Consider the following 25,196-nt stretch of genomic DNA (forward strand, 5'->3'; position numbering starts at 1 on the left):
CCATGGCCGGCCCTGCCCTCATCCCTGCTGGTGATTTCCGCACCTCGTACGCGGCGGACACCACGATCTTCCCGACCACGACCAGCCGCAACTTTGCGATCATCGGCGTGCTGTTGCTCTGCCTCGTGCCGCAACTCCTTGGCGGGTACTGGCTCAGCATCCTGATCCAGATCGGCATCTTCTCGATCGCGGCGCTCGGCCTCAACATCCTGGTCGGCTTCACCGGCCAGATCTCGATCGGCCATGCCGCCTTTTTCCTGCTCGGCGCCTTCACCTCGGCCTACATCTCCAACAACGCGCCGATCCCGGTGTTCTTCGCGATCCCGCTTGCGGGCGTCGTCACCGCGCTGGTCGGGCTGATCTTCGGCATCCCGGCGGCGCGACTGAAGGGGCTCTACCTCGTCATCGCAACGCTGGCGGCGCAATACATCCTGCTCGACTTCTTCTCCCGCGCAGAGTGGTTCACCGGGGGCTCGGTGCCCGCCAGCGCCAATCCGTTCTCGATCTTCGGCTTCACGCTGCGCGGCGACAGACAGTATTTCTATGTCGTGCTGGCCTATGTGGTCGCGAGCTACGTCCTCGTCACCAATCTGATGCGCACACGCGACGGCCGTGCGCTGGTGGCGATACGCGACCATTATCTCTCCGCCGAGATCATGGGCATCAACCTCACCAAATACCGCACGCTGTCGTTTGGCCTCGCCGCCTTCTTCGCCGGCATCGCCGGCGCGCTCTATGCCCACTACCAGCTCGTGGTCTCGCAGGAGGGTTTCGGCATCGAGCGCTCGATCCTGTTCCTCGCCATGATCATCATCGGCGGCACCGGTTCGATCATGGGCACGCTGATGGGCACCGCCTTCGTAGTGCTACTGCCCGAGACGATGGAATTCATCAGCCTGTACCTGAAGGGCGGCGCGATCGACAAGGCGCTGTCCCTCAACACCAACATCACCTTCCTGCGCGAGATCGCGATCGGAGTGATCATCATCGCGTTCCTGATGTTCGAGCCGGACGGGCTTGCCCATCGCTGGCGACAGATCAAGGCGTACTGGAAACTCTACCCGTTCTCGCATTGAGCACGGGCAAACTCGCTAACCAACTAATAAACAGGAGGAGGCAACCAATGAAGACAAAATCCCTTTTGAGCACTGCATCGCTCGCGCTGGCGATCGCCGCATTCTCGGCCGGCGCGCAGGCGCAGATCGCGATCGGCCATCTCGCCGATTATTCCGGCGGCACCTCCGACGTCGGCACGCCCTACGGCCAGGCCGTCGCCGACACCTTCGCCTGGGTCAACAAGAACGGCGGCGTCGGCGGCAAGCAGCTCAGCGTCGATACCAACGATTACGGCTACCAGGTGCCGCGCGCGATCGCGCTCTACAAGAAATGGTCGGCGCCGGACTCGAAGGTCGCCGCGATCATGGGCTGGGGCACCGCAGACACCGAAGCGCTGACCGGCTTCCTCGCCCAGGACAAGATCCCCGACCTCTCCGGCTCCTATGCCGCAGCCCTCACCGATCCCGAAGGCGTCAGCGGCAAGGCCAAGCCCGCGCCCTACAATTTCTTCTACGGCCCGAGCTATTCGGACTCGCTGCGCGCGATGCTGATGTGGGCGGCCGAGGATTGGAAGGCCAAGGGCAAGCCCGGCAAGCCGAAGTTCGTGCACATGGGCGCCAACCACCCCTATCCGAACGCGCCGAAGGCCGCAGGCGAAGCCATGGCGCAGGAGCTCGGCTTCGAGGTGCTGCCGCCGCTGGTGTTCGCGCTCACACCGGGTGACTACAGCGCGCAGTGCCTGAGCCTGAAATCCTCGGGTGCCAACTACGCCTATCTCGGCAACACCGCGGCTTCCAACATCTCCGTCCTGAAGGCTTGCAAGACCGCCGGCGTCGAGATTCAGTTCCTCGGCAATGTCTGGGGCATGGACGAGAACGCCGCCAAGACCGCCGGCGATGCCGCCAACGGCGTGATCTTCCCGCTGCGCACCGCAGTGAGCTGGGGCGGCGATGCGCCCGGCATGAAGACGGTGATGGAGATCTCCAAGATGTCCGACCCCACCGGCAAGGTCTACCGGCCCGTGCATTACATCGCGGCGGTCTGCTCGGCGCTCTACATGAGGGAGGCGCTCGACTGGGCTGCCAAGAACGGCGGGGCGACCGGCGAGAACGTCGCCAAGGGCTTCTACCAGAAGAAGGACTGGGTGCCGGCCGGAATGGACGGCGTCTGCAATGCCTCGACCTGGACCGACAAGGACCACCGCGGCACGCTGAAGGTCGACCTCTATCGCACCAAGATCGCGGGTGCGACCGACGGCGACCTCAATGATCTCATGGCCAAGGGCACGATCAAGCTCGAGAAGGTCAAGACCGTCGAGCTGCCGCGCAAGCCGGAATTGCTGGGGTGGTGAGCGCTATCTCCGACGTCATGGCCGGGCTTGTCCCGGCCATCCACGTCTGACCACTCGGCATGAAGAACGTGGATGCCCGGGACAAGCCCGAGCATGACGACAGTAGCAGATTGGCGGCATACCCAATGACCGAAATCATCGACGCAACACGGTCCTCCCCGACCGTCGTGCCCGCACCGCCCCTCCTCGCCGTCCGCAACATCGAGGTCGTCTACGACGACGTCATCCTCGTGCTGCGAGGCCTCAGCCTCGACGTGCCCAAGGGCGCGATCGTGGCGTTGTTGGGCGCTAACGGCGCCGGCAAGTCGACGACGCTGAAGGCGATCTCGGGGCTGCTCAAGACCGAGGACGGCGAGGTCACTCGCGGCGAGATCCTGTTCGAGGGCTCCGCTATCGCCGGCATCGATCCCGACAAGATCGTGCGTCGCGGCATCTTCCAGGTGATGGAGGGCCGGCGCATCGTCGCCGACATGACGTCGCTCGAAAACCTCAAGCTCGGCGCCTTCACCCGCAGGGATCGCGAGGTCGATGCCGATCTCGACATGGTCTTCAACTATTTCCCGCGCCTGAAGGAGCGCACCGGCCTTGCCGGTTATCTCTCAGGCGGCGAGCAGCAGATGCTTGCGATCGGCCGCGCTCTGATGGCGCGCCCGAAGATGATCTTGATGGACGAGCCCTCGATGGGCCTGTCGCCGCTGCTGGTGAAAGAGGTGTTCTCGATTATCCAGAAGATCAACCGCGACCTCGGCGTCACCATCCTGCTGGTCGAGCAGAACGCCCGCGCCGCGCTGTCGGTTGCGAGCCACGGCTACATCATGGAACAGGGCAAGGTCGTGCTCGACGGCACCGCGGACGAACTGCGCGACAACGAGGACGTCAAGGAGTTCTACCTCGGCGGCGCCGGCGATCAGCGCAAGAGCTTCAAGAACCTCAAGAGCTTCAAGCGGCGCAAACGGTGGCTGTGAAACTCAGCTCAGCACCTGCTCCGCTTCCGTGACTGCGCAGAGAACATGATAGAACGACGACGCAGGAATGGTGTCGACCAGCGATTTGCCGTCGCGATCGAACTGGTCGTACCAGCCGCCCTTCACGGGATGGCTGAGATAATGCCGTTCGAGCCGCACCAGCGCCGCGCGCGCCTCGTCCGCAGCGCCCGCCTCGCCGGACTCGGCCTGCGCGATCCACGCCTTGGCCATCTCTGTCTGCGGCCACAGCCGGCGCGTGCTGCGACGGATGTTGCCGTTGGCATCGCCCTCGTCGACCAGGCACCCCGTGGCCTCGTCGCGATAGCGCAGCGCGGTGGCGAGCAGTTCGGCGCGACGCTGTCCGGTCGGGCAACCCGTGATGCGTTCAAACCCTTTCAGCAGCCAGACCCACTCGGCCTGATGGCCAGGCTCGACGCTGACGGGCTCGATCTTGGACCAGTCCTCCTCGAAATACTCCGTCAGGATCCGCTTCTGCTTGTCGTAGAGATTGGCGAGGAACAGCGCGAAGAACTCGCCGGCGCGGTTCTGGAACGACAGATCGTGGGTCGCATCGAAGCACGCGATCATCGCCTCGAACAGATGCATGTGCGGGTTCTGCCGGCGCGGCAGCGAGACCGGCAGGCCTTCATGCACGCCGCCATGCGGCGAGCGCAGATGGCCGTCGAGGAAGGCGAGCAGCGCATCGATCTCGGCGCGAATTTGCGCATCCTGGTCGAGCCCGTAGGCGGCCGCGAGCGCAAACAGGATGAAGGCGTGGTCGTAAGCATCGCGTCGGCCGTCCAGCACGGCGCCGTCCGGCGTCAGCCGGTGCACGTAGCCAGGCCGGCCGTCGGGCGCCTTCGCTTTGCTGAGCAGATGCTCCAGCCCCTTCAGCGCGATGGCGCGCCCCCCAGGGTACCAGCCCATCTGCGCCGCCTTGGCGTAACAATAGATCTGGCGCGCCTGCACGAGCACGCGCCGCGGTGCGGCCGTGTCGGCCGTGCCGTCACGGTGCAGCCGGTCGACGAAACCGCCTGCCGCATCGTCCCAGCCGACGGACGACCACAGCGGCAGCGCCTCGTCGATCATGCGGCGCTTCAGGCGCGCGACGACGTCCGCCGCCTCGTCCGCCACAATGATGCCTTCGTCCGCCATCGCGTCCTCTCCACGCCTCGATACTGGCCGTCTGATACCCATGCCGGCGGCGGCGTGCAACGGATGCCAACCCGGAAAGACCAGCCATGACCGCCCATTACGACGCCCGCGAGACGCGCGAACCAGCCGTGCGCGAGGCGGAGCTGTTCTCCCGCCTGCCGGACGTGCTGCGCGGCGCAATGGCCGCACCCGCCTACGCCGAGCGGCTGAAGGGCATAGATCCGGCCGCCGTGACCTCCAGGGCGGCGCTGGCGGGCCTGCCGGTGCTGCGCAAGTCGGAGCTGCCGGCCCTGCACAAGGCCTCAGCGCCCTTCGGCGGCTTCGTGCCGGCAGCCCCGGGATCGTTCGCCCGCCTCTTCACCTCTCCCGGTCCGATCTTCGAGCCTGAAGGGCGGCAGGCCGATCCCTGGCGCGGTGCGCGGGCGCTGTTCGCGGCAGGGTTCCGTCCCAATGACATCGTGCTCAACACCTTCAGCTACCACCTCACCCCCGGCGGCTTCATCTTCGATGCCTCGGCCCGCGCGCTCGGCTGCGCGGTGATCCCGGCCGGCCCCGGCAATACCGAGCAGCAATTCGAGCTGATCGAGGCCTACCGTCCGGTCGGCTACAGCGGCACGCCGGACTTTCTGAAGATTCTGCTCGATGCCGCAGCAGGCTCGGGGCGCGACGTCTCATCGATCAAGCGCGCGCTGGTCTCGGGTGCGGCCTTCCCGCCCTCGCTCCAAGCCGAAATCAAGGCACGCAGCATCGACGCCTACCAGGCCTTCGGCACCGCCGACCTCGGCCTCATTGCCTTCGAGACCGAGGCGCGTGAGGGCATGGTCGTGAACGAGGATCTGATCATGGAGATCGTCAAACCCGGCACCGGCGATCCCGTCGCGCCGGGCGACGTCGGCGAGATCGTGGTAACCTCGCTCGATCCGAACCATCCCTGGATCCGTCTCGCGCTCGGCGACCTCACGGCAGCGCTGCCGGGCCCGAGCAAATGCGGCCGCACCAACATGCGCATCAAGGGCTGGATGGGCCGCGCCGACCAGACCACCAAGGTCAAAGGCATGTTCGTCCGCCCCGAGCAGGTCGCCGAGATCGGCAAGCGCCATGCCGCGCTCGGCCGCCTGCGCCTCGTCGTCGTGCGCAAGGGCGAGGCCGATGCGATGACGCTGCGAGCGGAAACTGCGGCCGCGAGCGACGCCTTGCGCGAGGAAATTGCAGGCACCTTGCGAGCGGTAACGAAACTCGGCGGCAATGTCGAATTGGTCAGCCCGGGCGCGCTGCCGAACGACGGCAAGGTGATCGCGGACGAGCGGTAAGCGCTCAAATTCCAATTCCCTGGTAACAGGGAATTCTGCGCGAGACCGGTTCAAATAGGCAGGCGCGACGGCCGAGATTCTCGCGCTCTTTGGTGGCACGGACGTGCGTCGGTCGTTGTTGGCGGCGGGGATATTAAGGCATGTAAAATCGGAGCCGTAAGGCGCGCTCCTCGGTCAGGCAGAGGAACGGCCTGTCCGGATGACCCGTTAGGCAACCCCTGTACATTCGCCTCTCAAGTGCATCGTCGAAAAGGCCGAAAATGGCGAGTAGCGCGAGCCCCACACCGCCCGCCATCCCAATCGAACAAATTGCTGCGCGACGCACGCGCGAGGCACGGAAAAATTCCTTACCCACGATAATTCACTACTATCCGAAAAAAGCACTACCGGGAGTTGCCACTCCTGCCCTAAAGCCACGATTCGGGTCAATCAATCCAAGGTCCGGATGCACCCGCCCATGGGTTTTGGGCGGGTTGATTAGACTTCACATATGGCGCAAAGCAAACTCCCATGACAGATTACATCATCGAGGCATTCCAGGGGTTGGGGCAGCTTTCCGTCACATCGGGTGCTGTTCTCGCGCTGTTCTTCGGGTTGGCGGCGCTGATAGTCTTTCCTAGGACGATCCTTATCGTTGCGGCCGGCGCATCATTTGGAATTGGGGCGGCCCCGATCATTCTGGTGGCCGGCACAGCGGGAGGAACGCTGGCGTTTCTGTTAGCCCGCTATATCGCGTCCGGGTGGTTTCGACGAAAGCTCGAACAACGATCTAAATTGGAGGCGATAGCCGAAGCTGTCGACAAGGAAGGATGGCGCATCGTCGCTCTCATGCGACTGGGTGCTCCGGTGCCGAGCGCGTTACAAAACTATCTTTTCGGGCTTACAAGAATCCATCCGATGTCGTTCATCTTGGCCACCCTGGTATTCAGTGCCCCGCAGGTCTTCCTGTTCACCTTCCTCGGCGCCACCGGCCGAGCGTCCTTACTCGAGGACAAGCCCGTCGAACTCACAGTTGTGCCAATCTTGGTGACAGTTGCGATCATCGCCCTTATTTCGTGGCGCGTCCAAAAACTGCTGAGATTGCGCGGTCGATCGGACGGCCCCAACAAGGGCTGTCATTCCATCCGCTAGCATCGAGAGGGGCGCAACTCTGCTTCGAGTCCTTGACAAACCACTTGAAGGGCTGTGAGGAGAGATCACAACTTTTCAGGGGCGGCGGATGACAGCGACAATGGCGCGCCCGGCGGTCTTTTTCGACCGCGATGGCGTACTCAATCACGATCACGGCTACGTCTTCGAGGCGACCAAGTTCGAGTGGAAAGACGGCGCCCGTGAAGCGGTTAAGCTCGTCAACGAGGCGGGCTATTTTGCCTTTGTCGTCACCAACCAGTCGGGTGTGGCGCGCGGGTTCTTCGAGGAGAGCGACGTCCAGACTCTCCATCGCTGGATCGCGAAGGAGCTGGCGGTGATCGGCGCGCACATCGACGCATTTGAATACTGTCCCGACCATCCCGAAGCCGCCATCGAGCGCTATCGACGCGTAAGCGACCGTCGCAAGCCCGCGCCCGGCATGATCACCGATCTCCTCAAGCGCTTTCCGGTGGCGGCCGAAAGAAGCATCCTGATCGGCGACAAGCCAAGCGACATGGAGGCGGCCGAAGCTGCGGGCATTCGGGGCCTATTGTTTCAGGATGGAAACCTCGAAGCGTTCGTGCGGCAAGCGCTCTCCTTGCGCTGAGCGTGAGCGATTCAACCCAAGTCTAGCACGCCGACAAAGCTGATCGAGGTGACCGACATCAAGCAGCTTGCGACGCAAGGCGCGTCATTTTCGGAGAGTGATGCTGATCATCCATGTCAGCGCACGCATTGCGGCAAGCGGAGCTATCAACCAAACGAGGCCGTAGCTATCCAGCAGCGTCGCCGTTAGAGGTACCTGAGTCACGTAATACGCGTAGAGGCAGCCTGCCACCTGCGTGGCAATGTTCACGGGATCGTTGCCCCTCGCAAGGACTGAAATTAAACCAATTAGTGAACCGGCGATCACGGTCGCCAAGACAGCGTAAAAGAGTCCCCCCTCAGCATAGCCTGACAGGCCCACACCGGCCGGTTGCGAACCCGTCGTGTATGTGATGGCGGGATAAATCACTGCGAACACTTTCGTGGCCGGATAGCAAGGCTGCGGAGCAAGAAGTCCGCTGAAGGTCGGCCGCACTATGCCGCAACGTTGATCGGGATCCGAAAATATCTGCACATAGTATGGAATTCCAACCGCCATCCTGAATACGCCCGTTCGCACGATCCAAATTGCCTTCTTCAACACTCCACTGAGTCCGCTCTCCGACGGCTCTCCATCGGCGGTTGATGGCGAGCCAAGCGGGGACGATGAGTCCGAACCGGGCAGCGGAACCGCGAGCGACCGTCCCGGGGGACTCGCAAGCGTCGGGCCGGTGCTCTTAACTTCGCAAAATTGGCTCAGAGCCAGGGCCAGGTAGATCGTTCCTCCTGCCGCGATCGTCACGACCGCGCTGCGCACGAGGCCGAATCCAGAGAGCGCCAACGTCAATCCGAGCACTAGCACATAGAGAAGCGCCGGTGCTTTCTGAACAGTTGCGACATCAAGCCAAAGAACGATCACGCTCAGCGCCGCGCAGGCCCCGAGGCTGATCTTTTCACGCTTGAGCAACCCCCGCGCCAGCAGATAGCAACCGATGATGGGCAGACTTGAATAGACGAACGAATAGTACTTGTTACCAAGCAGACTGAACAATTCGACCCGCCTCAGGATCTTCTCCTCGTAGCACAGGCTCTGATCCCACGCCTCGCTCGCGGACAGGCCGCCCGCCTGCGCAAGCTTGTAAACGCAGAAAGCGATCATGGCGCCCGCCAACACCAGCGGAATCCACAGGGGCACCTCGTCGGAAAATGTGAGGCTTGCTGACGCAAAGACCTTCTCGGTAGCGATCGCAGCAATCGGCAGAACGACGAGCGTCAGTAGAAACAAAAGCCAGTAAGTTGGAGATCCGAGCGTGGTCATCCACGCGTAAGGAACTTCCTGAGGAAAGAACAATCGGCCGAGCTGTTCTTGTCCAACAGGAAACGGAATTAGCGCCGCGGCACCCGAGGTCGCGATGTAGGCGGAGACCGCCACACCGACGGCCAGATTGCCCCGTCGCATCTTCCTGAAGTTCATGAAATCGCTCTAGCACTACATTCGTCGGACAAACGGCGTCAGATCCTTCATCAATTCGGGCGGGTTCGCGAGAAGCCCCGACCACAACGGACGAACTGCATCATCGGTCCGTTGAGCTCCCCCGTGCCGATCCACTTGCTTAGCGCGGCTTCGATAGTCGGTAGGGCCCGAGATACAGCACGTCCAGACCCGAGCAGAAATAGGTGTGCAGCGCTTCCAGCGGCGCATTCACGGTCGGTTGCTCGTTGATGTTCAGGCTGGTGTTGATCAGAACCGGTAACGAAGTGGCTTTCGCGAACTCGCCGATCAGTCGGCTGTAGAGCGGATTGCTGTCCGCATGGACGCTCTGGATGCGCGCGGTGTTGTCGACATGGACCACCGCAGGCATGGTCTCGGCGACTTTCTCGTTAACCGGGAACGTCACCACCATGAAGGGCGCGTCGAATGTGTCCTCGAAATATTCGGCCTGGCGCTCGTAAAGCACCGACGGGCAGAACGGGCGAAACTCCTCGCGATATTTGATGGTGAGGTTGATGCGGTCCTTCATGCCCGTATGGCGCGGATCGGCCAGGATCGAGCGGTTGCCGAGCGCGCGCGGACCGTACTCCATGCGCCCCTGGAACCAGCCGACAGTCTTCTGCTCCGTCAGGTCGGCGACGCAGCGCGACACGGGATCGTCGAGCAGCTCAAACCGCGCCCCGATCTTGTCCAGCGTCTCCTTGATCGTGTCGTTGGAATATTCCGGTCCCCAATAGGCATGGGTTAGCGGTGCGATCGTGTGGCCAGCTTCCGCGCATTTCATCATCGCGGCGCCCAGCGCCACGCCCGCATCATGCGGCACCGGCGGAACGTAGAGACGCTTCACGGACGGCTCGGCCGCGATCTCCATGTTCATCTTGCAGTTCAGGCCGACGCCGCCGGCGATGCAGACGTCGCCGCAACCGGTCTCGGCGATCGCGGAGCGGATCACCTCGGTGGTGACGATCTCGAGCTGCTTCTGGCCGCTGGCTGCGATGTTGGTGAACCGCTGGTCGAGCGGCGCACCACGCAGGCGCCGCGGCCCCAGAATCTCCTCCATCTTCTCGGTGAAGATGCGCTCCTGCCGCGTCGAGAAATCGCTGCTAAAGATTTCTGCGTCGCGCCGGCGCTTGTCGAGCTCGGGATCGAGCTCGTAATTGATGCCGGCCGGGCGTAATAATTTCGCAAACTTGTCGAGATAGTCGGGGCTGCCATAGGACGACAGGCCCATGACCTTGTACTCGTCATTGGTCATCTGATAGCCGAGATACTGGGTCAGCATCCCGTAATAGAGCCCTAGACTGTTGTTGCGGCCGAACCGCGTCAGCACGCGGAAGTCGTTACCGCGGGCATGGGCGACGAGACCGGAGCTGGAATCGCCGGAGAAATCGAAGCAGGCGACGGTCGCCTCGGAAAAACCGGATCCGTAGAACGAGCTCGCGGCGTGACAGAGGTGATGGTCGTAGAGCTCGATCTTCGGGCTGTGACCGAACTGGTACCTGAAATATTCGGTGAGGCGCTGCGTGTAGTTCGTGTAGGTCTTCAGCGGCGAGCAGATCCAGTCGACGTCGCGCATGGTGATGCCGGCCTGCTTCAGGCAGAAGCCGATCGCCCCACGCGGCAGCTCGCCGCGCGCGTGCTTGGCCAGTGTGAACCTTTCCTCTTCCGCGGCAGCAATCAGCTCACCGTCGCGCAACAACACGGCAGCGCCATCATGGTGACCATGCTTGATCCCCGAGCTGATTCCGATCACGTACATTCGTTTACACCTCGAAAACGCTTCTCAAGAAGTCCCCCTACAAAGAAGACCGACAAGAAACTCAGATCCTGCGGATGGTATGGTCGAGTTCTACCGCGACGTGCTCGCCTTACAGACCGAGGTGAGAACCGCTTGCGACCGAGTGGACACGCACGTGTAGATGGGACGAAAACGGCCTGGCCGGTTGCATAGTTACCAACGAGGCTTCGAGCCTGCAAGGGCGCAAATCCGCCGTCTTTTGGCGCGTATCGAGGGTTAGAGGATCGGGCTGCGTCTTCGAAACTCCCAAATTGGAGAGCGCGGGGCATACATCGATCGTTCGACTATGTCCCGAGCACTGCAACGGAGCGCACTGCCTCACTCAGCGAGCTGTTTCTCGACCCCGAAACTGACCCGCGTCGCCGACAGCTGATCGGCGAGCGAGATCGGCCATTCGCCGCCCGGTTTGAAGGCTTCGGCGAGCGCCACCAACTCCTCGAGCTGTCCCTTTTCAATGGTCAGACCCTTCCAGCCCCCCTTTGCGCCGGTGACCTCCAATCGCTTGTAGTCGTCGAGCACGAGAACTTTTCCGTCCACAAAGATATCGAAGCGCTCCTTGGGGAACTCCTTCGAGCCCAGCGAGGTATAGGTCAGCGTGCATAGCGAGCCATCGGCGTAACGCACCGTGGCGACGAAATTGTCGTCGCGGCGCCAATGGCCGCTGGCCGGTACAATCGACCGGGCCTGAACCTCGACGGGCTGGCTGCCGGTGAGCGCATTGAAGAGATCGTAGATGTGGCAGGCTTCGCCGATGTTGCGGCCTCCCCCATGCGGGCCATGCACCCAATGATCGGAGGGAATGTAGCCGGCATTCATGCGGTAGTTCACAATCATCGGCGACAGGCGCCCCTTGATCGCTTCGCGGGCCGCGGTGACAGCCGGCGCGAACCGCCGGTTGAATCCCGTCATCAGGAGCGGTCCATTCGGGTTGTCCGCGTAGAACGCCTCGATCGCGTCCAAGCCCTCTTCGGTCATCGACGTCGGTTTCTCGACGAAGACATGCTTGCCGGCCTTCAGCGCTGCCAAGGTCATTTCGGAGTGCAGGTCGTGCCGTGTTGCGATGAGGACGAGATCGACCTGCGGGTCATCGAGAACAGCCTGAAAATCGGTGCTCGCGGTGCTGAAACCAAAGCGCTCGGCGGCCGTGCGCGCAGACAGGCCGGTGCGGCTCACGACACTGCGAAGGTCGAACTTGTCGCCAAGCTTCTTCAGGTTCGGCAGGTGCATGCCCTGCGCAAAGCTGCCGGCCCCGACGACCGCGATCTTGATGCGGCCATCGACGGGCTTCGGAGGGGCAATCTGCAGCACGGACCGCACGGCCTCTTCGCGGTGCGGATACTGCAGCAGAACCAGCAGCGGCTTCTCACCCTCGCCCGCCAGCCGGCCATACGCCTCTTCGGCACGGTCGATCGGATAGGGCTCCTGCAACATGTTGTCGAGCCGAACGCGCCCAGCCGCGAGCAGCCGGAGATATTCGCCCATGTTGCGGTTCTCGGTCCAGCGGACATAGGCGAGCGGGTAGTCTCCGCCCTCCTCCTCATAGACGGGATCGTAGCGTCCGGGTCCGTAGGAGCAGGAGATCAGGACATCGAGCTCCTTGGTGTAGATGTCCGATCGCGCCATGTTCAGGCCGACGTCGCCGACAATCACCACGCGCGCCTTCTTGCGGCAGGACTGAAAAGCCTGAGCGAGAATATCGCTGGAGGCAGAGGCAGCCGTGATGATCGCGACGTCGGCGCCGAAGCCATCGGTCAGCTTGATAATGCTATCGACCAGATTGCCGTCGTTCGGATTGATGCCGTGATCGAGGCCATTTTCCAGCGCGGTCGCAATGCGCTTGTTGTCCACGTCGGTGCCGATGACGCGGCATCCATTGGCGGTCAGGAGCTGCGCCGTGATCTGCCCGAGAATTCCGAGCCCGATCACGACGACTGTCTCGCCAAGCGTCGGCTGCGCGCGACGCACGCCCTGCATCGCGATGGCCCCGAGAGTCACCGTGGCGGCGGCGTCGAAGGAGACCTGCTGCGGGACGGGAACGCACAGATTGACCGGGACGTCGATGACCTCGGCGTGGTTGGCAACGCCCGCGCCGGCGCAGGCAACGCGATCGCCGACCGCGATTCCGTCGACCTCCGATCCGACCGCGATGACGGTGCCGGCGGCCGAGTACCCGGTCGGCAGTCCCGCATCGAGCTTGCCCTTGACCTGCTTGTAGACGCGCGCCACGCCCTGATCGCGCATGAGTTGAAGCACGCGCTTGACATGGTGCGGCTGCTTGAGGGCGCGGCGATACAGCGGGAGGCCTGACATCTTGACGCCGGCCATCTCGGTGCCGACGCTCACGCACGAACGCTCCACCCGGACCAGCACGTTCTTCGGGCCGGCGACGGGCGCCGGGACGTCCTGCAGGAAGACCTTACCCGACCGGACCAGAAGCTGCTTCACGACCATACTCCGCGCGTGTCGATTACCACCTTGCCGTTCAGTTCGGCCGGCGCGATTTCGTTGTAGGCACGATGATTGACCAGCATGACGACGATATGCGCCTCGGCGATCGCCTGGGCGAGGTCATGCACCATGCGCACGTTCTTGTGCGTGGCAAGCTTTCCCGGCAACAGCTCGGCGAATGGTTCTGACACCAGCAGTTCGCAGCTGTTCCACTCAGCCACCTCTTCGGCGATCTCGAGCGCCGGGCTTTCGCGGAAATCGTCGACGTCGGGCTTGAAGGCGAGACCGAGCGTCAGCACCTTCGGGTAGGCGCCCGCCGACCGCGCGCCGGCGATGGCGGTCTTGATCTTCTCGAGAACGTAGGACGGCTTGCCGTCGTTGACTTCACGCGCGGTGCGGATCAGGCGGGATTCCTGTGGAGCCGCCTCGACGATGAACCAGGGATCCACCGCGATACAATGGCCGCCGACGCCTGGGCCCGGCTGCAGAATATTGACGCGCGGATGATGGTTGGCGAGCCGGATCAGCTCCCAGACGTTGATGCCCAGCTTGTCGCAGACGATCGATAGCTCGTTTGCGAAGGCAATGCCGACGTCGCGGAACGAGTTTTCGGTCAGCTTGCACATCTCCGCCGTGCGGACGTTGGTCTTCAGCAGGCTGCCTGTGCAGAAGATGCGATAGAGCTCCTCGGCGCGCGCCGAGCATTTGGTCGTGATGCCGCCGATCACCCGATCGTTCTCGACCAGCTCGACCAGCACGCGTCCGGGCAACACACGCTCGGGGCAATAGGCAATGTGAACGTCGCAATCCTCGACATCCGAAGTGGGCATCTGCAAATCGGGGCGCAGAGCCGCAAGCTGCGCGGCCATCCGTTCCGTCGTCCCTGGCGGAGAGGTCGATTCCAGCACGACGAGATCGCCGCGCTTCAGGACCGGCGCGATGGATGCAGCCGCGGCCTCGACATAGCTGAGGTCCGCCTTCCCATCATGAAATGGCGTGGGGACGGCAATGATGAAGGCATCCGCCGGCGCAGGCTTCGTCGCCGCGCGCAACTTTCCGACCTGAACCGCGCGCGCGGTCACCGCATCGAGGTCAGGCTCCACGATGTGAACCTGGCCACGGTTGATCTGGGCGACGACCGCCTCGCTGACATCGATACCCACGATCGAAACACCGCGCGAGGCGAGTACGACCGCAGTTGGGAGCCCTATATAGCCGAGCCCGACCACACAAATGGCTTTTAGCTTTACGTCGCTCACAGTTGATCCTCGATCACCTTGCGAATTCGCTTTGCGGCGAGGCCGTCGCCGTAAGGATTAATCGATTGCGCCATCCGCCCATAGTGAACGCGGTCGGTCAACAACCTGGTTGTCTCTTCGACAATACGCTCCCGGGACGTGCCCACGAGAATCACGGTTCCAGCGTCGACAGCCTCGGGACGCTCGGTGGTTTCGCGCATCACCAGGACCGGCTTGCCCAGCGACGGCGCCTCTTCCTGCACGCCGCCGGAGTCGGTGATGATGAGACGCGAACGCTCCATCAGATAGACGAATGGTTCGTAGTCCAGGGGGTCGATCAAATTAATCCGCTTCTGTGCACCGAGCACGCGCTGGACGGGCGCCAGAACGTTGGGATTGGGGTGGACAGGATAGACGATCTGCACGTTATGCTGTGTGACAATGTCGAGCAGCGCATTGCAGATATTTTCGAACCCGTCACCGAAGTTCTCCCGCCGATGTCCTGTCACGAGGATCAGCGGAAGATCGGGATCGAGGTAGCTGAACCGGCCTCGCAGTTCGGCGCCCGCAGAGGGCGCACTCCTCAGCCGCTCCACGGTTTCCATCAGCGCATCGATGACGGTGTTGCCGGTCAGGTGGATATGGAAAGGATCGACCGCTTCCGCGAGGAGATTTTGCCGCGACCGCTCGGTTGGCGCGAAGTGAAACCGGGTCGCAAGGGTTGCGACCCGGCGGTTCATCTCTTCCGGCCACGGCGCGGACAGCGAGCCGGATCGCAGACCTGCTTCCACATGCCCCACGGGCAGCCTGCGGTAGAACGCAGCCAGCGAACCGGCGAGCGTGGTCGAGGTATCGCCGTGGACCAGGACCAGGTTTGGCTTCTCCTGATCCAGCACCTGCCCGATCCCGGTGAGAAGCTTGGCGGTAAGTTGGTCCAACGCCTGGTTGGGCGACATCAGGTTGAGGTCGTGGTCGGGCTTGATCGCGAAGAGATCCAGCACCTGATCCAGCATGCCCCGATGCTGACCCGTCACACAGACCCGCAGATCGAGGCTTTGGCTGCGCCGCAGCTCGGTCACGACCGGCGCCATCTTGATGGCCTCCGGACGCGTTCCAAATATTGCAATGACTTTTCGCATCTTCGGGTTTGCTGTCCGCCTCAACGCTCACCCCGGGGAGCCCCGGCGGCGCTGTGTAACCAGTCACGCGGAAATATACAAACTCAAAGGGGGCCGGAACCGGGCGAATCGCCCGGAATCGACCGCCCAAAAAAAGCGTTAAATTCCAAATAGTTGGAGAAGCATTGCGGCAGCCTGCGCAGCTAGCCCGTCTTGTCCTGAGCGAGATCGCGATCCGACCGGTCCGATTCGTGTTTCCCAGGGCACAAGCGTTGCAAAGCTTCCAGCATGCTATCGGCCAGCGCTGTGCGCTCGTAGCGCTTGCTCCCGGTAGCGGCGTTTGCCGCAAGCAAACGCCGGCGTGCCGGATCTCGTGCGAGCTCCGCGATGGCGCGCACCAACTCCTCCACGCTGTCGGGCTCGATGATCTTCGCTGCATCCAGCGGCTCGAGTAGACGCTCCAGCTCGCCCCGTACGTTCGCGATGATTGGCGTGCCGGTCGCCAGGGCCTCAAAAACCTTCGATGGCAACACTGTCCTGAACAATGGGGTGTTCTTCAGCAATACCAGCGTGAAGTCGCTCAAATGCCAGTAGTCGATGGTCTCATCGTGCGACACGGGACCGACAAACAGCACATTCCGCAGTCCCCGACGTTGGGCCTGTTGTTGCAACTCCTCGCGCTCCGCACCGGACCCGACGATGATAAATTGCGCCTCGGGAACGCGGGTCAGGCACTCGTCTGCCGCGTCGAGGATAAGCTGTAGCCCATGCGCCATGCCGACAGTGCCGATGTATGAAACGACTACCTTGTTCTCGGTTCCAAACCTCTCGCGCAACGACGATGGCGCGCATCCGGGGGCGAGTTTGGATGTGTCTGCACCATTGGTGACTACGACGATCTTGTCGGCATCGATTCCCCGCGACATCAGCACGTCGCGGGTCGTATGGGTGACCGTAACGATGAGATCCGAGTGCCTGTAGAGAAAGCGCTCCACACGCCGGACAAGATTGACCACCCGTCCTTCCTTCATGGCGCCAACGGCGACAATCGAGTCTGGCCAGAGATCGCGCACTTCGAACACGAACGGCCTGCGGTGAACGCGGCTCGCAATCCATCCCGCGATAGCGGCAAATATGTGTGGCGACGTCGCAATAACGACGTCCGGTCGAGCAACAAAAGGCGATGCAAGGCTCGCCGTCAGCACAAAGCTCAGGTAGTCGAGAATTCGCAAAATTGCGCCACGATTGGGAAACACCAGCGTCGGGACGCGTAAAACGTCTACGTTGTCGTACATTTCACGTTTGTAGAGCGATTGCCGATAGCCGCCGAACACCTTGCCATCCGGGTGGTTTGGAAAATTGGTCAGCATGGTGACCTGATGGCCGCGCTCGATCCAACGCTTCGCATGCGTGCTGCAGCGGATAGACGGCGCGCTCGCCTCAGGCGGATAGTGATCGGTGACGAAGAGGATACGCAAATCAGAGCTCGAACCGGGTTTCGACTTCCATGGGTAGCCCGCCGGTATAGCTCCAGGCAAGGACCGGTCGCAAGATTCGGTGCCCAAAACTCGGCGCGTAGTACCCGTCGTTCAGCAGGAATTGCGACGCTCCCCTCGCTGACACACGAAGCCGCGGCTCCCCTGGCACCTCGATCGACCAGCCTTGCCCGTCCGGGCAAATATGACCGACCAGCGGGTGCAGCGGAAAACGACCGATGATCGTGTGGTTTCCCTCGCCCGTAACACGGTCCCGAACAACTAGCGAAGTCGGCGACACCGTGACGCTGCGGCAGTGGACTGGTCGGCCAGGGAGCCAGCGGTACCCATCGTGACTGGCGGAGGCCGACTGGATGTGGCCGGTCACGGATACCGATCTGCCGAATGGATGCGCACGCCGCCCGACGCGAAAGCTGGCCCACACTTCGGTTGAATTCTCTGCATCGATCTCGACAGTCGCGTGGGCGCCGGTCGAACGCTCTTCATCTCGAATTGCATCGTGGGCGTAAGACGAAGTCCCGGAGTTGGTGATCAACCGACGATCGCCAAACGACACTTCGAGCGAGAGCGTGTCTGCATGCGCATGCCCTGGCAGGTAGGAGGGGCCGACTTCGGCCGTGTCGAGGATCGCGAGCCAGGGACCGGAGCGCAGCCGCACGTACCCGCTGTCAGCCAGCCGACCGGTCGCCTCGCTCCGCAAGACGTGCAGCGATGCCCCATAGTCCGCAAGCTGCCTGTACGTCCTCGCGATGCCTAACGCCGCGTCATTGAAGAAGGCGATTTCCCCGTCCGGATGGACCATTTCACCCAGCCAGGCCAGCATACGCTCGGCCAAAGCCGGCCATTGCGCCGCCGCTTCAGCAAGCTCGTGCGGATAGATCCTCGAAAGCTGAATGAGATCCAGGACATCCTCGAGCAGGATGGCGTGATACATCGGACTGAGCTCAAAGTGGCCGCCGTCCGACAGCACCTGTTCGCGCCACTCCCGTTGCAGCAGATCCAGGCCGGTGCGTCGCCATCGGTCTGCTTCGCCCCCCGAGAAATAGCAACCCGCGAACACAAGGGCTTTCGCGTTCGCGAGCAGATGGTTGCCCAGCAGATGATACTCGAGCGAGGAGTTCAGCGCGCGCGTCTGCGTTGCCAAGCTGTCGCGCACGGCGGAGCCCAGATCGTTGCCCGCCAACGCCCATGCGACCCAGTTCACGATGCGCAGCGATATCGTATACGGTTCCCAGCCGTTTCCCGTCATGGGACGATTTTCGGCAATCCAGGCGTCGATCAGGTCGCGATGCCATGACGCACGGGCCTCGCTTGCCTCTGCGCGCAAATCGTCGAAATAGTGCAGGTTGTACAGCCACAGCTTCGGCATTGCCGGATTGTTCCAGCCGGCACCGTCCGGCAGCTCCGCCACCTGCCCAAGAATCCGGAAGCGTCGGGGGGACACCATGGTGGCCGGCCGGCCCGCAGCATTCCGCCATCTCGCCGTCGGCGTGCGCAAACCAGGTGCGGGTCCATGCGCGATGCTGGGCGGAAGAATTCGGCGCTTGACGCGATTGATGATCTGTTCGGAACGCAAGTGGCGCACCGTTCGGATTAGGCGCGCGGGATCCCCCCATCGTTTCCCAAACATTCCATGTTCCGGCTGTGTTTCGCCCAAGCGCTGATACCATTTCCGGTGCCGAGTTCAATAGCTCGGCCTGCACGAGACGGTGCGCTGGCTTGCCGGGAGATTTTGAAGGCCGAGGGAGCCTTGCCCTGCCGGTGCAGAGGCTGCGGAACTCCGGCAGATCGGCAATCGCCGGCGCCTATTCTTGTGCCAGGCTCATGGGGGGGATACAGTTGTGCCATGATGAGAGTGCTCCCATGAACAACAGGGTTGTCCGCGATTTCTGGAACGAGGCCGCCTGCGGCGAGGCCGCTTATGCCGTCGGCATCGACGCCTCAAATCGCTTCTCCAGCCAACGCGAGACGAGGTACGAGCTCGAGCCCTTCATCAAGCCCTTCGCCCGCTTCGAAGAGGGCCACGAGCAGGCTGTACTCGAAATCGGCGTTGGCATGGGTGCTGACCATGAACGATGGGCGCGCAGCGGACCCGCCCGCCTTTGCGGCATTGACTTGACCCCGCGCGCCGTCGACCTGACGCGCGAACGCCTCGCCCTCGCCCACCTTGAGTCCGAGCTCCGAGTGGCCGACGGGGAACGGCTTCCTTTTCCGGATGCGACGTTCGATATCGTCTACAGCTGGGGCGTTCTGCACCACAGTGCCGATACAACGCAGGCGTTCAAGGAGGTTGCCCGTGTGCTGAAGCCCCGGGGCACTGCGCGGATCATGATCTACCACAAGTGGTCGATCGTCGGTCTCATGCTCTGGCTTCGCTATGGACGATTGTCGTCCAGCCTTGCCTCGATCTATGCGAACCACCTCGAAAGCCCCGGCACCAAGGCCTACTCGACGAAGGAGGCGGCCGCGATCGTCGAGGCCAGCGGCTTGCAGATGGTCAAGATGGAAGTCGAACTGAGCCCGGGTGACTTACTTTCCGGCGCAACGGGCCAGCGTCATCGCGGACGTCTTCTGTCGATCGCCCGGCGCCTTTGGCCGCGTGCGCTCCTGCTTGCTGTGGCGCGCCAGCTCGGCCTCTACCTCATGATCGAAGCGATCCGCCCCTCAGAATAGGTTGCCGGAATATCTTGCTCGTGGCCTTCGTTGGAGTTGGAGCGCCGGTTCCGCGGGCCATCCGGAAGATGGGACGGCGGCGAGGTGCCTCGCTCCAATTCGTTGCGTCAGAGATCGGCGGAAAGGCCGGACCTGACGCTGTTGAGAAGCAGCCAGACACAGACAAATCCGGCACTCGCACTCTGAATCCACGCCAGACCAACGGCACCGAACTGTCCAAACAGCGCAACCGAGAGAGCGGCCTGCAGGGTCGCCCCGCAGAGCCAGGCCATGACCTGCGACCAGGGAAATCCGCTCGCCGACAGGAACTGGGAGGCTGCGGAGGCGACGCCGATGAAGAATACACCGGGAAGCAGCGCGAGGATGATGGCCACGGCCGGCTCGTACGCTTTCCCGAATATGATTGTGACGATCGGGCTCGCCAGCACGGCGCTGGCTGTGCAGACCAGCGCCATCAGCAAGGTGATCTGTAGCAACGCGACCTTGTACTGCTGCATTCGCGCCGCACCTTTCGCACGCACGAGCGCGGGAAACAGCAGAAGGCCGATCGTCGAGGGCAGGATCAGCAACGCGTCGGCGATCTGTGCCGCAATCGACCAGTAACCGATATCCGCAAACTCGCCGAATTGCCTGAGCACCATGACGCTCATGCGGCCCATGACGAAGCCGAGCAGAGTCGCGATATGAGCCCGCAGCGCAAATGCGATACCGTCCCGGAACAGGCCGAAGTCGAAGCGCCGCGGAATGTCGACGCCCTTCGCCAGGACGGCCCAGGCGGCGACGCAGGCGACGAGCGAGGCGATGACCGCAGCAACCAGGAAGCCCCCAAGCCGTGGAGCAAGCCAGCATGCGAGCAGCGCCGCACCGATGGCAACGACGCCGTTGAGGATGATCAGACCGTTGAAGGTCCTGGGGCGATTAAGAGCGACCGCGATGTTGGACAGGTAAAGGAACAGGAGCAGCGACGGTGTCAGCGCCGTCACGATGGCGACGAACATGACGTTTTGTTCGGAACCGCCGATCGCCAGATCGACTGCAAGGACGCCCGCCGCCGCCGCAACCCCGGCCAGGATCGCAAGCCACAACGAGTTGGCCATGATCTGAGCGAGCAGCGCCGGCGTCCGCGCAATCAAGTACGTGTTGCTCGACTGAATGCCGAGGGAGGCGATCTGCAGGGCAATCGCAGCGAGCGTCACGATGTAGTAATAGTGCCCGCGCTCGGCGGGACCGAGCATGCGCGCCGTCAGGATCGCCACGCCGAACGAGCCGAGGATAGCGAGGCCCCGCGCCAACAGCATCTCAGCATAGGTGTGGATCAAGGAGGGCACGAGGTATCGTTCCCGTCCGGCATGATCGTTACCGCCAGCCTCGCCGGCAAGGCTCCCTGCCTGCGCCACACCAGCCGATGCGATGGCTCGACAACGCCGTAGCTCGGCGAGATCAACGTGGGCTCGATGGTCAGCTCCCAACCGCCACCAGATGCCGAAAGGGAGAACAGACGTCCCGCTGAAGCAAGGCGGACCGCGGCGCCGCTGCGGTCGACGCGGACGGAAGGCGCCAGATGCAAAGGTACGGCGATCTCGTGTTCGCCTTCGCCGTCGATGGTATCGACGATCTCGACACGGCCCGATCGCCTGTCCAGGCTGATTTCCCGCGCAACGTCGACGCCGAGGCGCCGGTAGCCCTGATGCCTACCGGCAAACAGGTCCTGCTCGTCGCCGGTCCGCCAAGTCGTGCATTCGGCCTGCGCATCGTCCTGGAGGTTCCAGAGATTGCCGGGGTCGAAGCGGTTCATCTCCGCGCCATCGATCCCGGGCGTGTTGTGGGACGAGGTCGAACGAAACTCGTTTCGCTTCTCGAACGAGGCCGTATAGACGAACGAGCCGCGGTCGATGACGACCGGCGCGCCAGCGAGCCAGGCTTCAAACGACAGCGCGTCGTTGTGTCCGTGGCCGCCGCGGCCGGCGAGGCCGACCGGGCCGCAATCAATGAATACGTGATGATCCCCGGCGCGCATGACATACGCGCCGCCGTGCGGGAATGCCATCGACGACGCCGGCGAGCGAACGGCTGGCGCGAATGATGCGGCCAAGTCGGGTCCGACCACCCAGACGAGTTCGGAGCGAGGCCCCTCCGCTTGCGCCGCCAGATCGCTATCGCCGAATGCGAGTGCAATCAGACTGACCAGATAGCGATGGTCGCCGAGCTTCTGCCCACCGAATGGCAACGCTCTTGCGTCGTCGGCATCCCCCCACAGCGGGCTGGTGCCGTCGGGGCGCGAATAGGCCGCGGCAAATCGCGCCATCGCGCGCAGCCGCTGGACGTAACTGTCCGTCAGGCTGGCGCCGCAGGCCTTGCGGAACAGTGCCGGCCACACGAAGAGTTCGCAGACCAGCCGGTGATAGGGCACCGACGCCTCGAAATCGACCCCGTCGGCGAAGACCTGCTTTTCGATTTCCTCTTGCAGCCCTCGCCAGCCGGCATCTTGCCAGCGACCGGCATTCCCCACGTCGCCGAAAAAGTGGCCGGCCATCACCAGGCCGGCAAGATCCGCGGTGTAGTGGTTGCCGTTGACATCGGCTTTCTCGATGTGCCTCAGCGTGAAGTCGCCGTGGAGGTAAAGGCAGGCCAGAAACTTCGCGCGAAAGTCCTCGTCGCGCCACGAGGGGCTGTTCGCGAATACATGAAACAGCCAGGTCCAGATGAAGAGCCGCATCGCGGCTTCCATCGTGCAGGACCAGTTCACGGTGTAGCCGAGCGGATTGCCATCCATCCACTCCTGCAGGATATCGCGGGCGGCGACGGCATATTGCTCGTCGGCATCCAGCAGGTAGGCCTGTCCCGCCGGAATCAGCCATTGCAGTCGTGAAATCTCCCAGGGCACCTTGACGTCGCTGGGACGATCGCGGTTCACGTAGTCGATCGATCGCGCGAAGCCTCCCGGCCACCCCATCCCCACCCGGTAATCGCGGGCCCAGTCGATCGGCCTGCCGAGCGCGACCGGCCCGGTCCCGAGCAGGTCGACTGTTCGTGCGCAAGCAAGGCGTGCGGCGTCGCGAATCCGCGCGCTCTCGCCCGGCTCGACGCGGTCGAGCGCCGCGGAATCCATCGCCGATGTCCAGGCCGGATACGGGCGCTGGCGCAGCCGTGTCCATAATTCATCGATGGAGGAGGCCCGCGCCATCGCAAGCAGCCGCCCGCGCGAGAGGCTTCGCTCCCGCATCGGCGCAAGCCAGCGGTCGAGCTCGCGCTCCCCCTCCTGCCAGGCGCGGCTGGCAACGTAGGTCGGAGATTTGCCGAGAATCCTCCTGGCGCGGCGCGCCGCGTCAAGCAACCGCATCGGACAACTGCGACGTATCGACCGCCTTGCGATCGATCCACAAATCATACCAGGCGGTCAGATTGTAGATCGCCCAGAGATACAGGCTGGTATCGGTCCGCCCGGTGAAGTGCCAGTCGAACAGCTTCTCGATATAGGAGGCATTCAGGAAGCCGCGCCGCATCAACCCCGAAGAGAACACCGACGTCCGGACCGCACGGCCGAAATCGCTGCGCATCCAGTCACTCATCGGCGCGCCGAAGCCCATCTTCTTGCGATAGATGATGTTGTCGGGGATCAGGCCCTCGACGGCCTTCTTCAGAAGATATTTCGGCTCGCCGCCCTTGGTCTTCCATTCCTCGGGAATGTCCATCGAGAACTCGACGAGCTTGTGGTCGAGGAAGGGGACGCGAGCTTCCAGCGACTCCGACATACCGATCTTGTCGACCCGCATCAGCAGTAGCTCGGGCAAGCGCAGCCTGAACTCGCTGTGGATCATGCGCGTCAGCGGATCAAGGTTGGGGAACTTGGCATCCAGGGGATCCATGAAGCTGCGGACGATATTGAAGCTGTCGAGCTTCAGATATTCGGGATCGAGCAACCCCGCCGCGTCCGCGTGATCGTCGTTGGCGGCCGCGATGGCGGCGGAGTCAACGAGCTGGCTCTTCATCAGATCGGGGAACACCATCGCGCCGGACCAGAAATGCTCGCGGCTTCGGGCCGCGCGATCGATGACGTCAGCATAGACCGGTAGCTTCGGATGAATCCCCGAAAGCAGATTGGCAGTGCCCGCCGCAAGGCGCTGTGCCGGCTGCGGCAGATACTTGCGGAACGGCGCCCAGTATTTGTGATACATCTTCAGGTACGTCATGTAGCCCGAATAGCCGCAGAACTGCTCGTCCGAGCCTTCGCCGACCTGGACCACCTTCATGCCGTTGTCGTGCGCGAGCTTGGAGACGAAATAGAGCGGGATGCACACCCAGTCGGCGATCGGCTCGTCCTGCGAGTGCAGCATCTGCGGCAGGTAGTTGATCATGTCCTTCTTGCTGATCCCAATCTCATGATGATTGGTGCCGAACTGACGTGCGATCTGATTGGCCTGCTCGTATTCGTTCAGATGCTTGTAGTCGCTGAATCCGATCGTGAAGGTCTCCACGGGGCGGCTGGAGAATTCGCTCATCAACGCCACGTTGGTCGATGAATCGACGCCGCCCGACAGGAACACGCCCATCGGCACGTCCGACATCATCCGCTTCTCCACGCTGGCGCGGAGCCGGTCGCGAATGCCGCTGACGTAGAACTCCTCGAGCGCCGCCTCCGAAAGATTGGCGGTCTCGCCCGGGTCGATGCCGCGTCCGGGCATCGCGTCCCAGTATCGCGAGATCGTCGCCTTGCCGGAACGATCGATCGTCATGCTGCATCCGGCCGGCAGCTTGTAGATGCCGCGCATCATCGTCAGCGGCGCCGGTGTCGTCAGGAACGAAAGGTAGTGGTACATCGCGTATGGGTCGATCTCGCGCACGAAGTCGGGATGCTCAACCAGCGCCTTCATCTCCGATGCGAAGGCGAAGCATCCCTTAATCCGGGCGAAATAGAGCGGTTTGACGCCGATGCGGTCTCGCGCGAGCGACAGCAGCCCCTTGCGCTCGTCCCAGATCCCGAAGGCGTAGTCGCCCTCGATCCGCTCGAGCAGGCCGTCGAGGCCCCACTCCTCGTAGCCGTGCACCAGCACTTCTGTGTCGCTGTGATCGGTACGGAACTTGTGCCCACGGGCGACGAGCTCAGGCCTGAGCTTGGCGTGATTGTAGATTTCACCGTTGAAGGTGATGATGACGGTGCCGTCCTCGTTGCGCATCGGCTGCGTCGCGGCGACGTTGAGGTCGACGATCGAGAGACGGCGGTGGCCGAGCCCGATTTTGCGGTCGTCCGAGACCCAGCCGTCTCCGCCGTCCGGCCCGCGATGCGCCATGGCGTCGCGCATGCGATCCAGGACGCTACGATCGACCCTGCCGGCGTCGCCGTAAGATAGCAAACCCACTATTCCGCACATTCAGAACAATC

General features: G+C 62.9%; 18 protein-coding genes. 7 read left to right on the forward strand and 11 right to left on the reverse strand.

Annotation, left to right across the window (positions count from 1 at the left end; all coding sequences use genetic code 11):
* Positions 1-2 precede the first annotated feature (2 nt).
* The 3 genes from IVB46_RS20070 (at position 3) to IVB46_RS20080 (ending at position 3,372) form a co-directional block, all read left to right on the forward strand.
* A complete protein-coding gene (locus IVB46_RS20070; RefSeq protein WP_071912027.1) occupies positions 3-1,076 on the forward strand; it encodes a branched-chain amino acid ABC transporter permease in 1,074 nt (357 codons plus the stop codon).
* A gap of 47 nt (positions 1,077-1,123) precedes the next feature.
* Positions 1,124-2,407, forward strand: a complete 1,284-nt coding sequence (locus IVB46_RS20075) for an ABC transporter substrate-binding protein (protein ID WP_208070463.1) — start codon at positions 1,124-1,126, stop codon at positions 2,405-2,407.
* A gap of 125 nt (positions 2,408-2,532) precedes the next feature.
* Positions 2,533-3,372 (forward strand): ABC transporter ATP-binding protein, encoded by an 840-nt coding sequence (locus IVB46_RS20080; RefSeq protein ID WP_135214483.1) that lies wholly within the window; start codon positions 2,533-2,535, stop codon positions 3,370-3,372.
* A 3-nt stretch (positions 3,373-3,375) separates the two neighbouring features.
* On the opposite strand, the gene IVB46_RS20085 is transcribed toward IVB46_RS20080, so the two are convergent.
* Entirely contained in the window at positions 3,376-4,527 is a 1,152-nt protein-coding gene (locus IVB46_RS20085; RefSeq protein ID WP_208087783.1) for an AGE family epimerase/isomerase, read from the reverse strand.
* A gap of 86 nt (positions 4,528-4,613) precedes the next feature.
* Between IVB46_RS20085 and IVB46_RS20090 the strand changes: the two genes are divergently transcribed.
* The 3 genes from IVB46_RS20090 to IVB46_RS20100 all read left to right on the forward strand — a co-directional run bounded on the left by IVB46_RS20090 (position 4,614) and on the right by IVB46_RS20100 (position 7,575).
* A complete protein-coding gene (locus tag IVB46_RS20090; protein ID WP_247309740.1) occupies positions 4,614-5,837 on the forward strand; it encodes an AMP-binding protein in 1,224 nt (407 codons plus the stop codon).
* Between the two features lie 510 nt (positions 5,838-6,347).
* Entirely contained in the window at positions 6,348-6,968 is a 621-nt protein-coding gene (locus tag IVB46_RS20095) for a VTT domain-containing protein (RefSeq protein ID WP_247309737.1), read from the forward strand.
* A gap of 100 nt (positions 6,969-7,068) precedes the next feature.
* A complete protein-coding gene (locus IVB46_RS20100; RefSeq protein WP_038957525.1) occupies positions 7,069-7,575 on the forward strand; it encodes an HAD family hydrolase in 507 nt (168 codons plus the stop codon).
* A gap of 84 nt (positions 7,576-7,659) precedes the next feature.
* Here the strand turns inward: IVB46_RS20100 and IVB46_RS20105 are convergent, their stop codons facing one another.
* The 7 genes from IVB46_RS20105 to IVB46_RS20135 form a co-directional block, all read right to left on the reverse strand.
* Positions 7,660-9,027: a hypothetical protein gene (locus IVB46_RS20105; protein ID WP_247309734.1), complete on the reverse strand. Its 1,368-nt coding sequence runs from the start codon at positions 9,025-9,027 to the stop codon at positions 7,660-7,662.
* 139 nt (positions 9,028-9,166) lie between these two features.
* The gene (locus IVB46_RS20110) at positions 9,167-10,804 is read right to left on the reverse strand and encodes a carbamoyltransferase C-terminal domain-containing protein (protein WP_208087785.1); all 1,638 of its coding nucleotides are present in this window, start codon (positions 10,802-10,804) and stop codon (positions 9,167-9,169) included.
* A 357-nt stretch (positions 10,805-11,161) separates the two neighbouring features.
* On the reverse strand, positions 11,162-13,288 hold the full coding sequence (locus IVB46_RS20115; RefSeq protein WP_038957522.1) for a bi-domain-containing oxidoreductase: 2,127 nt from the start codon (positions 13,286-13,288) through the stop codon (positions 11,162-11,164).
* A complete protein-coding gene (gene wecC, locus IVB46_RS20120) occupies positions 13,285-14,550 on the reverse strand; it encodes a UDP-N-acetyl-D-mannosamine dehydrogenase (RefSeq protein ID WP_049812950.1) in 1,266 nt (421 codons plus the stop codon). Before wecC ends, IVB46_RS20115 begins: the two co-directional genes overlap by 4 nt.
* Positions 14,547-15,668, reverse strand: a complete 1,122-nt coding sequence (wecB, locus tag IVB46_RS20125; protein WP_080584044.1) for a UDP-N-acetylglucosamine 2-epimerase (non-hydrolyzing) — start codon at positions 15,666-15,668, stop codon at positions 14,547-14,549. Before wecB ends, wecC begins: the two co-directional genes overlap by 4 nt.
* A 182-nt stretch (positions 15,669-15,850) precedes the next feature.
* On the reverse strand, positions 15,851-17,125 hold the full coding sequence (locus tag IVB46_RS20130; RefSeq protein WP_208070451.1) for a glycosyltransferase family 4 protein: 1,275 nt from the start codon (positions 17,123-17,125) through the stop codon (positions 15,851-15,853).
* A gap of 1 nt (position 17,126) precedes the next feature.
* Entirely contained in the window at positions 17,127-18,719 is a 1,593-nt protein-coding gene (locus IVB46_RS20135; protein WP_162136821.1) for a heparinase II/III family protein, read from the reverse strand.
* A gap of 287 nt (positions 18,720-19,006) precedes the next feature.
* Here IVB46_RS20135 and IVB46_RS20140 point away from each other — a divergent pair, with 287 nt between their 5' ends.
* Entirely contained in the window at positions 19,007-19,816 is an 810-nt protein-coding gene (locus IVB46_RS20140) for a class I SAM-dependent methyltransferase (protein ID WP_208070449.1), read from the forward strand.
* Positions 19,817-19,923: 107 nt separating this feature from the next.
* Here the strand turns inward: IVB46_RS20140 and IVB46_RS20145 are convergent, their stop codons facing one another.
* The 3 genes from IVB46_RS20145 to asnB are packed head-to-tail and all read right to left on the reverse strand — an operon-like array spanning position 19,924 to position 25,173.
* On the reverse strand, positions 19,924-21,144 hold the full coding sequence (locus tag IVB46_RS20145) for an oligosaccharide flippase family protein (protein WP_157789149.1): 1,221 nt from the start codon (positions 21,142-21,144) through the stop codon (positions 19,924-19,926).
* Positions 21,132-23,156: an alginate lyase family protein gene (locus IVB46_RS20150; RefSeq protein ID WP_208070433.1), complete on the reverse strand. Its 2,025-nt coding sequence runs from the start codon at positions 23,154-23,156 to the stop codon at positions 21,132-21,134. Before IVB46_RS20150 ends, IVB46_RS20145 begins: the two co-directional genes overlap by 13 nt.
* On the reverse strand, positions 23,143-25,173 hold the full coding sequence (gene asnB, locus IVB46_RS20155; protein ID WP_208087789.1) for an asparagine synthase (glutamine-hydrolyzing): 2,031 nt from the start codon (positions 25,171-25,173) through the stop codon (positions 23,143-23,145). Before asnB ends, IVB46_RS20150 begins: the two co-directional genes overlap by 14 nt.
* Between the last annotated feature and the right edge of the window lie 23 nt (positions 25,174-25,196).

The organism is Bradyrhizobium sp. 61 (assembly GCF_023073075.1).
Classification (GTDB): Bacteria; Pseudomonadota; Alphaproteobacteria; order Rhizobiales; family Xanthobacteraceae; genus Bradyrhizobium; species Bradyrhizobium barranii.

What these genes read in the sequence shown, in the direction of transcription:
- IVB46_RS20110 (WP_208087785.1), bottom strand. Translation starts at nt 10,804, where the DNA reads ATGTACGTGATCGGAATCAGCTCGGGGATCAAGCATGGTCACCATGAT.
- IVB46_RS20100 (WP_038957525.1), top strand. Translation starts at nt 7,069, where the DNA reads ATGGCGCGCCCGGCGGTCTTTTTCGACCGCGATGGCGTACTCAATCAC.
- IVB46_RS20085 (WP_208087783.1), bottom strand. Translation starts at nt 4,527, where the DNA reads ATGGCGGACGAAGGCATCATTGTGGCGGACGAGGCGGCGGACGTCGTC.
- IVB46_RS20095 (WP_247309737.1), top strand. Translation starts at nt 6,348, where the DNA reads ATGACAGATTACATCATCGAGGCATTCCAGGGGTTGGGGCAGCTTTCC.
- IVB46_RS20070 (WP_071912027.1), top strand. Translation starts at nt 3, where the DNA reads ATGGCCGGCCCTGCCCTCATCCCTGCTGGTGATTTCCGCACCTCGTAC.
- wecB (WP_080584044.1), bottom strand. Translation starts at nt 15,668, where the DNA reads ATGCGAAAAGTCATTGCAATATTTGGAACGCGTCCGGAGGCCATCAAG.
- IVB46_RS20080 (WP_135214483.1), top strand. Translation starts at nt 2,533, where the DNA reads ATGACCGAAATCATCGACGCAACACGGTCCTCCCCGACCGTCGTGCCC.
- IVB46_RS20150 (WP_208070433.1), bottom strand. Translation starts at nt 23,156, where the DNA reads ATGCGGTTGCTTGACGCGGCGCGCCGCGCCAGGAGGATTCTCGGCAAA.
- IVB46_RS20075 (WP_208070463.1), top strand. Translation starts at nt 1,124, where the DNA reads ATGAAGACAAAATCCCTTTTGAGCACTGCATCGCTCGCGCTGGCGATC.
- IVB46_RS20105 (WP_247309734.1), bottom strand. Translation starts at nt 9,027, where the DNA reads ATGAACTTCAGGAAGATGCGACGGGGCAATCTGGCCGTCGGTGTGGCG.
- IVB46_RS20140 (WP_208070449.1), top strand. Translation starts at nt 19,007, where the DNA reads ATGAACAACAGGGTTGTCCGCGATTTCTGGAACGAGGCCGCCTGCGGC.
- IVB46_RS20090 (WP_247309740.1), top strand. Translation starts at nt 4,614, where the DNA reads ATGACCGCCCATTACGACGCCCGCGAGACGCGCGAACCAGCCGTGCGC.